The sequence below is a fragment of the Mesorhizobium montanum genome, assembly GCF_033977145.1.
In the GTDB taxonomy this organism is placed as follows: Bacteria; Pseudomonadota; Alphaproteobacteria; order Rhizobiales; family Rhizobiaceae; genus Mesorhizobium; species Mesorhizobium montanum.
This window is the reverse complement of the sequence record NZ_JAVIJF010000001.1, coordinates 102746-117877: the sequence shown is the minus strand read 5'-3', so window position 1 is coordinate 117877 and position 15132 is coordinate 102746. Positions and strand designations below refer to the sequence as shown.

At 63.0% G+C, this 15132-nt stretch carries 11 protein-coding genes; 6 read left to right on the top strand and 5 right to left on the bottom strand.

What is annotated here, in order from left to right; genetic code table 11:
* On the bottom strand, positions 1-2883 hold the full coding sequence (locus tag RFM68_RS00555; protein WP_320230713.1) for a trifunctional glycosyltransferase/class I SAM-dependent methyltransferase/polysaccharide deacetylase: 2883 nt from the start codon (positions 2881-2883) through the stop codon (positions 1-3).
* Positions 2884-3318: 435 nt separating this feature from the next.
* On the opposite strand from RFM68_RS00555, the gene RFM68_RS00550 reads away from it, so the two are divergent.
* Positions 3319-4764, top strand: coding sequence for an adenylate/guanylate cyclase domain-containing protein (locus RFM68_RS00550; RefSeq protein WP_320230712.1), 1446 nt, complete (start codon positions 3319-3321; stop codon positions 4762-4764).
* A gap of 641 nt (positions 4765-5405) precedes the next feature.
* On the opposite strand, the gene RFM68_RS00545 is transcribed toward RFM68_RS00550, so the two are convergent.
* The 3 genes from RFM68_RS00545 to RFM68_RS00535 all read right to left on the bottom strand — a co-directional run bounded on the left by RFM68_RS00545 (position 5406) and on the right by RFM68_RS00535 (position 8745).
* On the bottom strand, positions 5406-6761 hold the full coding sequence (locus tag RFM68_RS00545; RefSeq protein WP_320230711.1) for a glutamine synthetase family protein: 1356 nt from the start codon (positions 6759-6761) through the stop codon (positions 5406-5408).
* Positions 6762-6995: 234 nt separating this feature from the next.
* Positions 6996-7694, bottom strand: a complete 699-nt coding sequence (locus tag RFM68_RS00540; protein WP_320230710.1) for a GntR family transcriptional regulator — start codon at positions 7692-7694, stop codon at positions 6996-6998.
* Positions 7695-7962: 268 nt separating this feature from the next.
* Positions 7963-8745 (bottom strand): SDR family NAD(P)-dependent oxidoreductase, encoded by a 783-nt coding sequence (locus RFM68_RS00535; RefSeq protein WP_320230709.1) that lies wholly within the window; start codon positions 8743-8745, stop codon positions 7963-7965.
* A 231-nt stretch (positions 8746-8976) separates the two neighbouring features.
* Between RFM68_RS00535 and uxuA the strand changes: the two genes are divergently transcribed.
* Positions 8977-10161 carry a mannonate dehydratase gene (gene uxuA / locus RFM68_RS00530; protein WP_320230708.1) on the top strand — a complete coding sequence of 395 codons (1185 nt, stop codon included), beginning with the start codon at positions 8977-8979 and terminating at the stop codon, positions 10159-10161.
* Between the two features lie 6 nt (positions 10162-10167).
* On the opposite strand, the gene RFM68_RS00525 is transcribed toward uxuA, so the two are convergent.
* On the bottom strand, positions 10168-10980 hold the full coding sequence (locus RFM68_RS00525; protein WP_320230707.1) for a helix-turn-helix transcriptional regulator: 813 nt from the start codon (positions 10978-10980) through the stop codon (positions 10168-10170).
* 118 nt (positions 10981-11098) lie between these two features.
* On the opposite strand from RFM68_RS00525, the gene RFM68_RS00520 reads away from it, so the two are divergent.
* The 4 genes from RFM68_RS00520 to RFM68_RS00505 all read left to right on the top strand — a co-directional run bounded on the left by RFM68_RS00520 (position 11099) and on the right by RFM68_RS00505 (position 15132).
* Entirely contained in the window at positions 11099-12235 is a 1137-nt protein-coding gene (locus RFM68_RS00520) for an ABC transporter ATP-binding protein (protein ID WP_320230706.1), read from the top strand.
* Entirely contained in the window at positions 12216-13379 is a 1164-nt protein-coding gene (locus RFM68_RS00515; protein WP_320230705.1) for an ABC transporter substrate-binding protein, read from the top strand. The genes RFM68_RS00520 and RFM68_RS00515 overlap by 20 nt, the downstream gene beginning before the upstream one ends.
* Before the next feature lie 77 nt (positions 13380-13456).
* Positions 13457-14320 (top strand): ABC transporter permease, encoded by an 864-nt coding sequence (locus tag RFM68_RS00510; RefSeq protein WP_320231034.1) that lies wholly within the window; start codon positions 13457-13459, stop codon positions 14318-14320.
* Positions 14320-15132, top strand: coding sequence for an ABC transporter permease (locus RFM68_RS00505; RefSeq protein WP_320230704.1), 813 nt, complete (start codon positions 14320-14322; stop codon positions 15130-15132). The genes RFM68_RS00510 and RFM68_RS00505 overlap by 1 nt, the downstream gene beginning before the upstream one ends.

Below are 15132 nucleotides of genomic sequence, written 5' to 3'. Positions count from 1 at the left end.
TTACCGCTCTTCGAGCACGGCCTCGACACGGGCAACGAAGTCATCGAGCGAGCGATCCCCGCGAACCTCGATGCGCGGAAGGTCGATGGGATCGCAATCGAGGTCCGCCGGCCCATGTCTGCCGCCGAAGCCGATCCGATAGCCGCACTCCCTGGCCAGTCGGCCGAGCCGTCGGTCGGTGACAGAGAAGGGTGCAGCGAACGCCGCGGTTGGCCGACCGGTCCACCGTTCGATGAACATACGAGAGCGCAGGAGCTCGGCGGCCAGGTCAGAACTCGACAGACCATCGATCGCGCGATGCGTCGCCAGATGGCTTCCGAAGAATGCACCTTCGCTCGCGAGGCGTCGCACGGTCCCGGCGTCCATAAGTGGCGTCGGCGGACCGATGGCGGCGTCCCACCGTGCACTGCCACCAACCAGATCCGTCACCAGAAACACTTCCGCGGTCAGGTCGTTGCTGCGCAAGTCCGGCCAGGCATGGTCGGCAAAATTCTGGAAGCCGTCGTCGAAGGTGATGAGCACTGGCCGACCAACAAACGGTTGGCGGTTGGCGATGAAAGTTTCCAGTTGCTCGGACGTGATCGCGTGAAAGCCATTGGTGCGCAGCCATGCCATCTGGCTGCCGAACGCGGCCGGCGTGCACCGAAAACGGGCGAGCGCGGCCGGACCATCATCGGCGACGCTGTGATACATGAGGATAGGGATACGTTGCCGCCGCTCACTACGTTTGACGTCGCGGCGCAAGGCCCGCGCCCCGCCCCAGACGACATTTCGCGCTACCCCGAATTCGAGGCGCGCGCGGATTGGCACATGATCAATCGTCGGTTGCGTCGTCACGTCGTCTGGGGATACGCGGCGGAAGCGGTCTATGCGGTAAAGCTCGGTCTGGATCGATTGCTCCAACACTAGACCTTCGGTCGCCGCCAGTGTCTCCGAGATCACTTGTGCACCGAATGTGTTCCAGTCGAAGCCCGTCTTCTCAACATTGTCACGCAACACGAATGCGTGTGCGCTGATGAAACTGCCGCCAGGCGCCAACGCCTCAGCGAATTTCTTGGCGATGCGCCGCAACTCGGCGGCATCATCCAGGTAATAGAGCACTTCCGAACAAACGATCAGGTCCATCTCGCCCGGCAGCGTGTCGGCGACGAAATCCAGCACGCCGAACTCAATATTCGGCTGATCGCCGCATCGCACGCGCGCTCGCCCGACGGCTACGGCGGAGATGTCGGTTGCGGTCAAATGGTCCACTCGAGGCGCCAGTCGCCGCGTGAAATGGCCCTCTGCGCAGGCCAGTTCAAGCGCCCGTCCGATAGGGCTGGCAGGCAGAATTTCGAGCTGCCGCTCATACTTTTCCTGTTCGTAGGCCGAGCCGTAGTTCCAGGGATCCTCGATCGCGAAATGGCGATTCCAGAACGACGTGCGATCATTGTCGTGCCCATCCGCGGCCTTTGCACGGCGCGGCGCTGCAAGAGGCCCTGAAGCTTCGGCGCTCGAGCGAGCGAGCCGCCGCGCTTGTGCGACCAATTGCGCGAGTTTGCCGAAGTGGCTGTCCCGATCAGGCCGGCGGCCCGCGCGCTTATCGGCGGAGAGAATTTTTGCACGTCGCTCAGGGGGCGCGGAATCCAGGATCAATTCAATCCAATGACGCCTTGTCACCGTCCCGAGTACGCCGAACTGCACACGAGCCTCGATCTGGCCATCCATCATCAGGCAGGCATAAATCTGGTCGATTCCTTCCGGCAATTCGGTCGGGGTTGGCTTTCGAGCGTCGACGCGAATTCCGAGTGTCCGCGCCAGGCTGCGCGGCGCGGCAAGGTCGTCGACGTCAAGAATCATTTGCTCGAGGTGATACTGGACGCGGCGACCGGCTACGGGATCGCCCCAGACCTTGCCGAGTTCGATGATCAACTCGGTGAGCGAGCCGCCGAATCTGTCCCACCTGGCAGCCAATTGCGCCGGCACCGATAGGCTTCCTACCATAAGGCCATCGAGGACCACCTTGGCGATCTCACGCGCCCACTTACGTCCTGCCGGGAGCTCGCGCAGGGCCTGCGGGTTGATCGAGCGTGAGCCGCTGCCGCAATCAGACGCGGCGTTCCACAACGCGAACCACGCGAGTGCTTCGGAAGCGGTGCGGCCGTTTGCCCCGATCGCTCCGTCGGCGTGAGCCGGTGCCGGGTGTTTGACCCTGAGATCAGGAGAAAAGCCGCGGGCGATCACGATTTCTCCGTCGACCAGCATCTGCGTCGAATTGCGGGAGAGTGCGTTCGGGCCGACCCGATAGAAAGCGAGCGACTCGTCGACCATCACCCAACGTTTGCCCAGACGCGCAACGCGCTGCCAGATATCCCAGTCCTCGCAGGTGCGCAGCGACACGTCGAAACCGCCCAATTCGACAATTGTCTGCCGATCGACCAGCAGTGCGTTGGTGGGCATGGCACACTGGCGGGCGAATGTTTCGAAGGGCTGGATCGCAACCTCCGTTGAGATGCTCGACGGGGTGAGTTCGCCATCGGGCATCACGCGCCGGGAACCGCAATAGGCGGCCACTGCATCGGGAGCGGTTTCCAGTGCGGCCAGCATTTTCGCCAGGAAGCTGGCATCCACCCAATCGTCCGCATCAAGAAACATGAGCCAGTTTCCGCGCGCTGTCGAAATCCCGCTATTACGCGCGCCGGCGGCGCTATACGCACAAGACCTCAACGCCCGAAAACGGCTATCGTGCTCCGCATAACGGGCGGCGATCGCGGGGGTGCGGTCCGTGGAGGCGCCGTCGACGACGATCGCCTCCCAATCCGGTATGTGCTGATCGACGAGGCAATCGAGTGCGCGCGCCAGCGTTGCCTCGGCGTTGTGCGCAGGAACCACGATTGAAACCAAGGGACTATGCGCCACGCCGTCTTACCCGCGCCTGCTTCGAAGGTAGAACAAGAGTCCCGAAACATAGCCGGATTTCCTGCCAAAGAAACGGTTTTCAGGGACGCTGCGTTTCAAACAGTCTCCTGCGCCTGGCATAGGCAGTCGAACCCGATCCGTCCCTCGACCCCGTCGTCCACTACGACTATATCCAGTGCCAGGCAGATCTGCCGGCGGATGCCGGCAAGCGTTGCGCCGATGGTTATCATTGGCCATCGGTACCAAAACGCTTACGGGATCATTGTCTTGGATCATCGAGCTTCGGAACCTCGAAAACGGATAACGGCATCGGATGGCCGCACTGCTCTGTCAAGACAGTCGTACAACAAGGGAAGTCAGTCCATTCGCATCGCGCTGGTTTTTTAGTAGGCTGTCGCGAGGTAGGTTTGAGGATCCGGCGTGATGGTAGTCAACGATCGCCTTCTCGAAAGCAAGATGACCAAGGTGGAGCAAGCGCGAGCCTGGAGCCCACGCGTCATCTCGAAATTCGAGACGCTGATCAAGAGCGCCGACGACCACTCACTCTATCGCGTCAATCCGCTGGCCTTTGCTCGCGACCGCGCAATCGCCGAGTCTGAAGCAATCGACCTCTTCCTTCATGCCGCCCGCTGCGGCTTGTTCGACATGAGTTGGGATGTGCTCTGTCCCCAGTCCGGGATGGTGCTCGATAGTTTCGGCGCCCTGCGCACGCTGAAGACCCACTACGTCTGTGGCCTGTGCGACGTATCGGGCGACACCGACCTCGACGACTTCATCGAGGTCACCTTCTCGATATCGCCGAAGTTGCGGCGCCTGCCGCACCACAATCCCGAGACGCTCCCTGTCGAGGATTTTCACTGGAAGCTCCACTTCGGACATGACGCGCGGCTGCCGGGGCAAAACGTTCGCTTTCTTGACGTTCTGCACGGCTTCGTTCGGGGCATGACGTTTCTGCCGCCCGGCACCACCACAGTGCTCCGTGCCGACCTAGGACCGGGCGCCCTTGCGGGCGTCAACGTGCAGACGCAGGCCGCATTCGCTGTGCCGATATCAGGCGACCCGGCATTGGCGCCGACGCTTCTGAAGATTGATTATGACGGCAAACGCTTCTTGCCGGCGTTGCCCGCTGTGCCACCTGGTCCGATTGTCATTGAGGTAGCGAATAGGGGCCCGGTGCGAGGCTCGTTGCTTGTCATCAACTGGCCGCCCGAACTTGTCGCGCTGACTACCAAGCCGGCGCTCGATTTCGACCCTTATGTTTCCGGTGGAGCGCTGCTTGCGCAGCAAACCTTCCGCCAGCTCTTCCGGTCCGAACGTGTCGACGAGAAGGAGGGGCTCGGCATCCGGCAGATCACCTTCCTGTTCACGGACCTCAAGGGTTCGACCGCCATGTATGAGCGCCTGGGTGACCTCAACGCCTATGCTTTGGTCCGCGAGCATTTCGCTCTAGTCAGCGCGGCGGTTCAGCAACATTCCGGGGCGGTGGTCAAGACGATTGGGGATGCGGTGATGGCTGCATTCTCGCAGCCGTCGGATGCGATTTCGGCTGCACTCCACATCTTTGAAGAAATCGATCGCTTCAACGGTGACCATGACGGGCCGGGGATCATCCTCAAGATCGGTGCCCACTGTGGACCGTCGATCGCCGTGACGCTCAACGACAACCTCGACTATTTCGGCCAGACCGTGAATGTCGCCGCGCGCGTGCAGTCCATGGCAGAAGCCGGACAGGTCTGCATTTCCGAGGCGCTCCATTCCGCGCCCGGGGTTAGCGAAATGCTTGCCGGCCATCGTGTCCTGGCTTTTGACGCGCCTCTTCGAGGTGTGGAGGGCGATGCAACTGTCTATCGCATTATGCGCCGATAGACACGATTGCGTGCCAACTCCTTTCGCACTGTCAAGAACCGGAGCTTCTGGCGTCCGTCTGGTGAGCGCAGTTAGTTCGATTGCGCCCTCTAAGCACCGCGTTCCGCTTTCGACAAGAGCTCGCGATCGTGCCGTCGACCCGTCTACTGAGATCGAGGGACGGAGTGTTGCCGAAGGGATTGCGTGGGGCGAAAATTGGCTTGAGCGCGCCGATCCCACGGTCAACGGCGTCGATAGCATATTCAGGCAGATCGCTGCCGTCACCGATTGGACCTATCGAGATTGACCAAAAGGGATGCGCAACGCATCAGAACGGATGCTAGCTTCATAGCACGATGTCCGATGATCTCCGCGGAGATTAACGGACAGTTCGCTGACTTTTCAGCGCGCTCGTACCCGCTGTCGTGGACCCTCCGGTCTACCGGAGGCTCATCTTGTTAGCGGGCGATGCTCAAACAGCCACGATCAGCGAGTGTCGGTACCGGTGGTTGCCTGTCCCCGCAACCAAACACAAAAACGGCCCGCCTCGAGCGGGCCGTTTTCATTTGTGTGCCGCGACGCGAATCCATTCGACGGATGCCGTGGACAGTTGTCCTGTCGGCCGGTCAACGCGCCCCCGCCGGGCTCCTGACCGGCCGACTTCAAACGCTCTCCAGATAGGTCTCGATCTCGAAGTCGCTGACATTGAGCGCGAAAGTGTTCAGCTCCTGGCGCTTGCAGGCGGTGAAGGCATCGCGCAGCACGGCCGGAAAAATCTCGGCAACGCGCGGGCCTGCCTCGAAGGCGGCGATCGCCGAGGCCCAGTCGGGCGGCAGCTTGGCGAGTGTCAGCCCCTGGCCCTCGCCGCCGGTGGGCTCGCCGGGCGAGAGCTGGCGCTCGATGCCGATCAACGCCGCGCCCAGGATCGCCGCCAGCACCAGATAGGGGTTGGCATCGGCGCCGGAGACGCGATGCTCGATGCGGCGCGCGGCCGACGGGCCGCCCGGAATGCGAATCGCCACCATGCGGTTTTCGTAGCCCCAGGCGACGGCGGTCGGCGCGTAGGACCTTGGCCGTAGCCGGCGGTAGGAATTGAAATGCGGCGCGAATACCAGCGTGCTTTGCGCCATCGCGGCAAGCAGGCCGCCGACCGCGTGGCGCATGGTGTCCGAGCCCTGGTCGCTGCCGTCGTCGAAGATGTTGCGGCCGTCCTTGTCGAGAACGCTGAAATGAACGTGGAAACCGTTGCCGGCACGCTCGCCATAAGGCTTGGCCATGAAGCAGGCGGCGAAGCCATGCTTGCGGGCAATCCCCTTGACGGTACGCTTGAAGAGCACCGCGTCATCCGCGGCGCGCAAGGCGTCCGGCACATGATTGAGGTTGATTTCGAACTGGCCGACGCCGTTCTCGGCGATCGCGGTGTCGACCGGGATGTCCTGCATGCGGCAGGCTTCGTAGATATCGTGGATGAAGGCCTCGAAATCGTCGACCTCGTCGATCGAGAGTGCTGCGTCGGAATCGAGGCGCCTGCCGGTGACCGGCGAGACGGGACCGACAGGTCGCTGCGATGTCGGGTCGACGAGATAGAATTCTAGCTCGGTCGCGGTGACGGGCGTCAGTCCGAGCGCGGCGTAACGGTCGAGAATGCGGGCGAGCGCCCGACGCGGGTCGCCGAGATAGGGCGCACCGGTGTCGTCCGCCAGCCAGAGCGGCAAAAGCGCTGTTGGATGTGCCGTCCAGTCGACCGGCAGTATGCCGCGTCCGGTCCAGTGGCAAAGTCCGTCGGCGTCACCGGTCGAGAACACCTGGGCGTTGCCTTCGATGTCCTCGCCCCAGATGTCGAGGCCGATGGCCGAGTAAGGCATGCGCAGCTTGCCTTCAAGCGCCTTGCGCGCCTGCTCGACCGGAATGCGCTTGCCGCGCATGATGCCGTTCAGGTCGCATACCGCAGCCCGCAGGCTCTGGATGTCTTTCCTGCTTTCCAGCCAGTTCAAAACGTCCGCAATCGCATCGCTCAATTTCCAGCCCCTGTTTTTGAGGTGCTGTAGCCTATCGGCTACGATATCCAATTTCCTGCTTGTGAGTTTGTGAAGGCCAACGCGGCTGACGCCGAGTAGGTTTTCTTCATTTTTTCAGCTCACTAGCTGGGATATCGGGCGGCATTTTGGATCCATTTCTGCGATCTGCGATCGCAACATAGCGGCCGGATTGATGAAAGCCAACTGGATTCGGCGCGTCTTCGTTCCGGCCTGTCAGTGGCGCAGTTCCGGAAACTTCACCTGACCGAGGATGTGCGTGGCGCCCTCGTCGATGTCGCGCATGATCGCCGCACGCGCCCGCTCGCCGTCGCCGGCCTCGATCGCCGCCACGACCTCCTCATGGTAATCGATGCCCAGAATGCCGGCGAGATCGTCCTCGAAGCCGATACGCAGGTTGCGCAGGAACGGACCGACCTGCATCCACACCGTCTCGATCAGGAAGATCATCTGCTCGTTGCCGCAATGGCGGTAGATCGAGAATTTGAAGTCGTGGTTCTTGCGCAGATAGTTCTCGATATCGCCGCTGCGCGCGGCTTGGGTGAGCTCGGTGCAATGACGGCGGATGGCACGCAGATTGTTGCCGTTGATGCGTTTTGTCGCGAGCTCGGTTGCCGTGCCTTCCAGGATCGTTCGCACCGCGGTCAATTGCGAAAAGCGCTCGGCGGAGATCATCGGGACCTCGACGCTGCCGTTCGGCATCGGGCTCAGGGCCCTAAGCGCCTGCAGCCGCGTGAAGGCGCTGCGTACCGGCATATCGCTGGTGCCGAGCTCCTTGGCCAGCTTGCGCGAGGTCAGCTTCTGGCCGGGCTGCAACTGGCCAGACATAAGGGCGCGCACGAGCTCCAGATAGACTTTCTCATGCAGTGGAACGGTATCGACAGCGGTCAGTCCGAATTGCGGTTTGTCGGCCATTGGCTATGCGTTACTTCATTCGTCCTGAAATTTGTTTCGTCGCTCGATCCGCCGCGGGGATACTTTCCAGTGGCATTCGAGACGCACGATAGACGGTTAACGCGCGCCGCTGCAAGCCTCGCGCCGGCGCTGTCCAAGCCAGAGTCGCTTGGGCACATGTCGCTTCGCCCAATACTTGTTGGGGATCGACTCCACCGCTACTTAAGCATCGCCCTTGGGTTAAGGTTCTAAGATCGCCAAACGCGATTAGAGCGGCCGGTCGATACAGTCACCTCACTCCAATGCCCGCCAGGAGGCCGCCGTCAATTCTGTAATCTGAACCGGTGCAGAAGCTTGCCTTGGATGAGCAGAGGAATGCAATCAGCTCCGCCACCTCTTCCGGCTCGCCGATGCGGCCAAGCGGATGCGCTTCGCCGAAACGCCTGAAGGCCGCTTCGATATCCGCGTTGGGATCATCGGCGCGCGCGGCGCGTTCGAGGATCGGGGTGCGGACGGATCCCGGGCTGACAGAGTTCACGCGGATGCCCTGTCGGGCATAGTCGAGCGCCAGCGAGCGCGTCAGCGTGTGGATCGCGCCCTTGGTGGTGGCGTAGGCAGCGACATTCTCCTGGCAGGCAGTGCCTTGTACCGAGGCAACGTTGACGATGGCGCCGCCGCCGCGCTTGATCATTTCGGGAATGCCGAAACGAGCGGTGAGGTAAATCGACCCGACATTGACCGACATCGCGCGGTTCCAGGTCTCGAAATCCGTCGTCGTCGCCGTGCCGTAAGGATGTACGGCCGCCGAATTGACGATGACATCCAGCCCACCGAATTCTTGGACGCCGGCGGCGATTGCCTTCTCCACCTGGTCGGGCACGGAAACATCCGTGGCCTGCACGAGTGCCGCGGCGCCCGCGCGATTGAGCTCGGCCTGCAGCATCGCGTTGGCGCCGGCATCGATGCCGAGCGCGATGATTGCGGCTCCCCCTTCGGCAAGGCGGCGCGCGGTTGCCTCGCCGATGCCGGTCGTTCCCGTCACCAGGGCGACCTTGCCGTCGAAATCGTTCATGGACAAAACTCCTGCAATGCTGGACGAAAGCACCAGCCGGTGGTTCATCGGAAGCGCCGCAATCATCCGATTTGACGGCCATTGTCATCCGACAATATGGTCGATCGCAACCACACCAAAGCGCATCGCGGTCTTTCAGATTCGCCCGGTGCGCTTTAGGTTTTGATTTTGCGCATGTCTTTGCCCCGAAACCGGTTCCCACTTTCGGGAGACATGCTTTGAGAGGCAGTCATGGAACAATGCTGGCGTTGGTATGGCCCGAACGATCCGGTCACGCTCGACAACATCAGGCAGGCCGGTGCTGCGGGTATCGTGACTGCGCTGCACAACATCTATGACGGCAGCGCCTGGCCGGTCGACGCTATCCTCGAGCGCAAGCGCATCATCGAGGCGGCCGGGCTGACGTGGTCGGTGGTGGAAAGCATTCCCGTCCACAACTCGATCAAGACCGGCACGCCGGAACGGGAGCGTTACGCCGGCTGGTACAAGGACACGATCCGGGCGTTGGCCAAGGCCGGTATCTCCACGATCTGCTACAATTTCATGCCGGTCGTCGACTGGACCCGCACCGATCTCATGTACCGGTTGCCGACCACCGGCTACGCGCTGCGCTTCGATGCGCTCGACTTCGCCGCCTATGACGTCTTCGTGCTGAAGCGGACGAATGCCGAGGCAAACTATAGCCCGGCGCGCCTCGAGGAAGCGGAAGCGCGGCTCAAGACCTTGAGCACCGAAGATATCGACAGAATAGAGCGCAATCTGATCGCCGGCCTGCCGGCGACGGAGCGCTCCTACAATCGCGAGACGATGCGCGATGCGCTCGCCGACTATGCCGCGATCGGCCCGGCCGAACTGCGCGCCAACCTCGCCTGGTTCCTGAAGGAGATCATCCCTGCCGCCGAGGAAGTCGGCGCGCGCATGTGCATCCATCCCGACGATCCGCCCTTTTCGCTCTACGGGCTGCCGCGGGTGGTCTCCACGGCCGATGACGCGCGCTTCATCCTGGGGACGGTCGACAGCCCGTCGAACGGGTTGACCTTCTGCACCGGCTCCTACGGCGTGCGCGCCGACAACGACCTGGTCGCGATGATCGAGGAATTCGGGCCCAGAATCCATTTCGCGCATCTGCGCAACGTGACGCGCGAAAAGGACGGCTCCTTCTACGAGGCGGAGCATCTGGAAGGCTCGACCGACATGGCCGAAGTCATCCTGGCGCTGATGAAGGAAGAGGCGCGCCGCCGCAAAGAAGGCCGGAGCAACTGGCGCATTCCAATGCGCCCGGACCACGGCCACCTGCTTGCCGACGACATCGGCAAGACCAAAATCAATCCCGGCTATTCGCTGATCGGCAGGCTCAAGGGCCTTGCCGAGCTGCGTGGCATCATGCGCGCCGTGGAGCGGTTTCAGTTGGCTTGAGGCCGGCTATCCGATGCGCGCGTCGATGATCTCGACGAAGCGCGCGAAGAGGCCGGCCTGCGACTTGATCTTGAGCTTGCGATAGATGTTGCGGCGGTGGACCTTGACGGTTCCCGGCACGATGCGCAGCGCCCGGGCGATCGATTCCGTGGAATGGCCCTGAAGCACGAGGTCGACCACCTGCTTTTCGCGTGAAGTCAGCGACAGGCTCTTCCAGATGTGAGCACGATCGAGCTCGTTGGCCATCGTGACGGTTTCGTCCGATGGCGGGGTCGCAACCTCTTCGGCGGACAGGGACGGCCAGTGCTGCTTGCAGAAGCCGATCACCGCCGGCGCCATGTCGCGCAGCAGCCGGGCGTCGGCGGTTCCGAACGGTCCCGTGGCGCGCAGCCGCATCAGCGACAGCACCAGCGCGTCCTTGCCGGCCAGCGGCACGAAGAAGCCCACCTCCTCGGCGAGCCGGGTCTGGCTGTAATAGGAACGGTAGTATTCGCTGGCATAGAAGCGGTCCGGCGCAAGCTCGCGCATGCGCCAGAAACCTTCCTTGCGCTCGACAGCGGCGTGATGGAACGGGTCGAGCAGATAGGGCCCTTCCTGGTAGAGCGCGACGAAGATGTGGCTTTCGGCCGGCGAGAAGGTCTCGAACAAGAGCGGCGGCCGCGCCGCACCCCGATAGCCGAAGATCACGCAGTGGTCGAAACGGACGTGTCCGCGCAGCCAGCCGACGATCGCCTTACCGAAATGATCGCCTCCGGTCTCCCGCGCCACGGTGATGACGGCGGCTAAAGCGTTGTAGTCGTCACTGCGGGAGGCGGCCAATCCATACCCCTCTAAATGATAAAATCAGCTAAATATACCACCCGCGAGGTATATACTAGCCGGCATTGGCTCTGCTAGCGTCACGATATTGCCTCACGCTGTCGCTGGAGCCCGTGGCTTGTCTGCTGTGCCCGATATCGAGTTTCGCGCGGTCACCAAGCGCTACGGGGCCGTCACCGCGGTCAGCGGCATCGACCTTGCCGTTCCGCCATCCGCCTTCGTCGCTTTGCTCGGACCGTCGGGGTGCGGCAAGACGACCTGCCTGCGCATGATTGGCGGCTTCGAGCAGCCGAGCGAAGGCCGGGTGCTGATCCGCGGCCGCGACATGGCTGGAACGCCGCCCTACCGGCGTCCGGTCAACATGGTGTTCCAGCAATATGCGCTGTTCCCGCATCTCGATGTCGAGGACAACATTTCCTACGGGCTGCGCCAGGCGAGACCGCGGCTGTCGTCGCGCGAGATCTCCTCAAGGGCGGGCGAGGCGCTTTCGATGGTGCAGCTCGCCGGCTACGGCCGCCGCAAGATCCACGAGCTTTCAGGGGGCCAGCAGCAGCGCGTCGCTCTGGCGCGGGCGCTGGTCAACAAGCCGGCGGTGCTGTTGCTCGACGAGCCGCTCGCCGCGCTCGACAAGAAGCTGCGCACCGACATGCAGATCGAGCTGCAGAACCTGCAGCGCGAGATCGGCATCACCTTCGTGCTGGTCACCCACGACCAGGAAGAGGCGCTGTCGATGAGCGACTTCGTCTGCGTCATGAATGGCGGCCGCGTGGTGCAACTGGGACAGCCGAGCGAGATCTATGACGAGCCGGCGGACCTTTTCGTGGCCGACTTCGTCGGCAAGACCAATCTGCTCGGCGGCAAGGTAGCCGGGCTCTCTGGCGACCTCGTCTATGTCGCGCTTGCCGACGGCACGGTGATTTCGGCGCGCAAGCGGGTGCCGCTCAACCGCGGCGAGGCCGTTTCCGTCAGCCTGCGGCCGGAATCGCTCAGCCTGTCGGCGCCGGGGGGCGGCGCCTTGAAAGGCATCGTGCGCAACCGGATTTTCCTGGGCTCGACAGCGGAATACGCGATCGAGGTCCAGGGCATCGGATCGCTGCTCGCCAAGGCCGACCACGTGATCGGCCAAGGCAATCTCTTCAAGCCGGGCGAACCCGTCGCCATCGGCTTTGCCGCCGGAGCGCCGCTGGCGTTTCCGGGAGCCAAGAACAACGGGACCAACCAGAGGGAAGACCAACATGCCGAAATCCTATCGTGACGGACTGCCGATAAGCCCTGATAAATTCGTCGATCAGTTGATGCGCTTGAAGCGCGGCTCGATCAGCCGCCGCGACTTCCTCGGCCTCACCGGCCTTGGTGTCGCCACCGCGGTCATGGCGCGCGAGCTCGGTATCATGCCGACGCCGGCCTTTGCCGCCGAGAACCTCGGCGACCGGATGTCGATCGCCACGTGGCCGAACTACCACGACCCGCAGACCTTCGAGAGCTTCAAGGCCGATACGGGCGTGGCCGTCGAGGTCAACGTCTTCGGGTCGAATGAGGAGATGCTGGCCAAGCTGCAGGCCGGCGGCTCGGGCTGGAGCCTGTTCGTGCCGACCAATTACACCATCTCGACCTACAAGAAGCTCGGCATCATCGAGCCGTTGGACATGGCCAAGCTCGGCAATTTCGACGGCACCAAGGAAGATGCGCGCTTCACCGCCGAAGGCACGATCGACGGGACGATCTACGCGGTGCCGAAGAACTGGGGCACGACCGGCTTTGCCGTCAACACCAAGAAGCTCGCCAAGCCGATGTCGAGCTGGAAGGAGTTCTGGGATATCGCCATGGCCGAAGGCGACGGCCGCACCATGGTGCATGACTACCAGCTGACCACGATCGGCAACGCGCTGAAATATTACGGCTATTCCTTCAATTCGCTGAAGCAGGACGAGCTCGCCAAGGCCGAGGAGCTGCTGCTCAAGGTCAAGCCGCATCTATTCGCGGTGTCGAGCGACTACCAGCCGGGAATGCGCGCCGGCGATGCCTGGATGACGATGTGCTGGACCAATGACGGCGCCCAGCTCCATCGCGACATTCCCGAGATCGCCTATGTGCTCGGCAAGGAAGGCGGCGAGATCTGGACCGACTTCTACGCCATCCCGAAGGATGCGCCGAACAAGCCGGCCGGCTATGCGCTGCTCAACTATCTGATGAACCCGAAGGTCGCGGTGAAGGAGCATCTGGCCAATGGCGCGCCCTCGACCGACGCGCGGGTCAATGCGCTGCTGCCTAAGGAAGTGCTCGACAACCCGATCCTCTATCCGGCGGCCGACCTTTTGAAGCCGCTCGAGTTCGGCGCCGCCGCGACGCTGACCGATCCGGGCCGCGCCGAGCTGATGGCGCGCTTCAAGTCGGCTTGAGCAAGACCGGCGACAAACCCGATCAAGACAATGTCACCGGCGGACGAAAGTCCGCCGGCGCCCAACCGGCTTTCCCGATGCGCGGCAGTCTCTTTCGCAAAAATCTCGTGACGGCGCTGCTGCTCGCCCCGGCGACGCTGTGGCTCGTCGTATTCCTGGTGCTGCCGTTTATCGCCATTGCCATATTCAGCGTCGGCGAGCGGGCGCCGGAAGGCGGCTATCAGGCAGCGCTGACCTTCGCGCAATACGCCAACCTGCCGGCGCGGGCGACCGCTTTCTGGAACACGATGGTGCTGGCGCCGGCCGGCGCTTTAGCCTGCCTGTTCGTCGCCTATCCGGTCGCCTACTATCTGGCGCTGCGCGCGCCGCAGCGCTGGCGGCTGATCCTGCTCGCGCTGATCGTCATCCCGTTCTGGACCAGCCTTCTGATGCGCACCTATGCCTGGATGTACATCCTCGGCGGGCGCGGCATCCCGGCCCTGCTCGCCTATATCGGCATAGAGGATCTCAGGCTGATCAACACCCCGGGCGCGGTGCTGCTCGGCATCGTCTACGGCTATCTGCCGCTGATGATCCTGCCGATCTATGTCAGCCTGGAGCGGCTTGACCGCCGGCTGATCGAGGCCTCCGCCGATCTCGGCGCGACGCCCTTATCGACTTTCCTTAGCGTGACGCTCAGGCTGTCGCTGCCCGGCGTCATGACCGGCTTCTCGCTGGTGATGATCCTGCTGCTCGGCGAATATCTGATCCCGACGCTGCTCGGCGGCGGCAAGGTGTTCTTCATCGGCAACGCGCTGGTCGATCTGTTCCTGCAATCGCGCAACTGGCCGTTCGGATCGGCCATCGCCATCACGCTTGTGCTGGTCTCAGTGGTGGTGCTGATCGTCGCCAACCGCATCTCGACCCGGCTTTCGGGCGCACGCCGGGTGGACTTGATCTGATGCGCGCCTTCGTCGTGGCCGTCTTTGCCTTCCTTTATCTGCCGATAGCGCTGGTCGTGCTGTTCTCCTTCAACGCCGGCCATCATGCCAGCGAGTTCACCGGCTTCTCCGTGCAATGGTACGGCAAGGCGCTGTCCAATCCGTTCCTGGTCGAGGCATTGAAGAACAGCCTGTTCATCGCGACCACCAGCGCGCTGCTCGCGGCCTTCTGCGGCACGGCCGCCGCGCTTGGGCTGCAGCGCGTCGGCGTGCGGACGCGGGCTCTCTTCGACGCGCTGCTGGGCGCGGCGATCGTCGTTCCGGGCGTCGTCATCGGCATTTCGACGTTGGTGGCGCTGGTGCAGCTCTTCGCCGTCGTCAATCCGTTCCTCGCTTCGCTGTGGCCGACGGACCAGCCGCCGCGGCTTTCACTCGGCTACGGCTCGATCATCGCCGCGCATGGCCTGTTTTCGATGGCGCTGGTGACGATGATCGTCGGCACGCGGCTCAGCAGCCTCGACCGCAACCTGGTCGAGGCCTCGAGCGATCTCTACGCCACGCCACTGACCACCTTCCGCTCGATCGTGCTGCCGCAGATCATGCCGGCGGTGATCGCCGGCTTTCTGCTCGCCTTCACCTTCTCCTTCGACGACTTCATCATCGCTTTCTTCGTTGCCGGCGCACAGACGACGCTGCCGATCTACGTCTTCGCCTCGATCCGGCGCGGCGTGACGCCGGAGATCAACGCCATCGCGACGATCGTGCTTGCCGCGTCGGTCCTGCTCGTCGTGCTCGCGCAATGGCAACTCGGCCGGCGAAAGCCATCGCCTTGA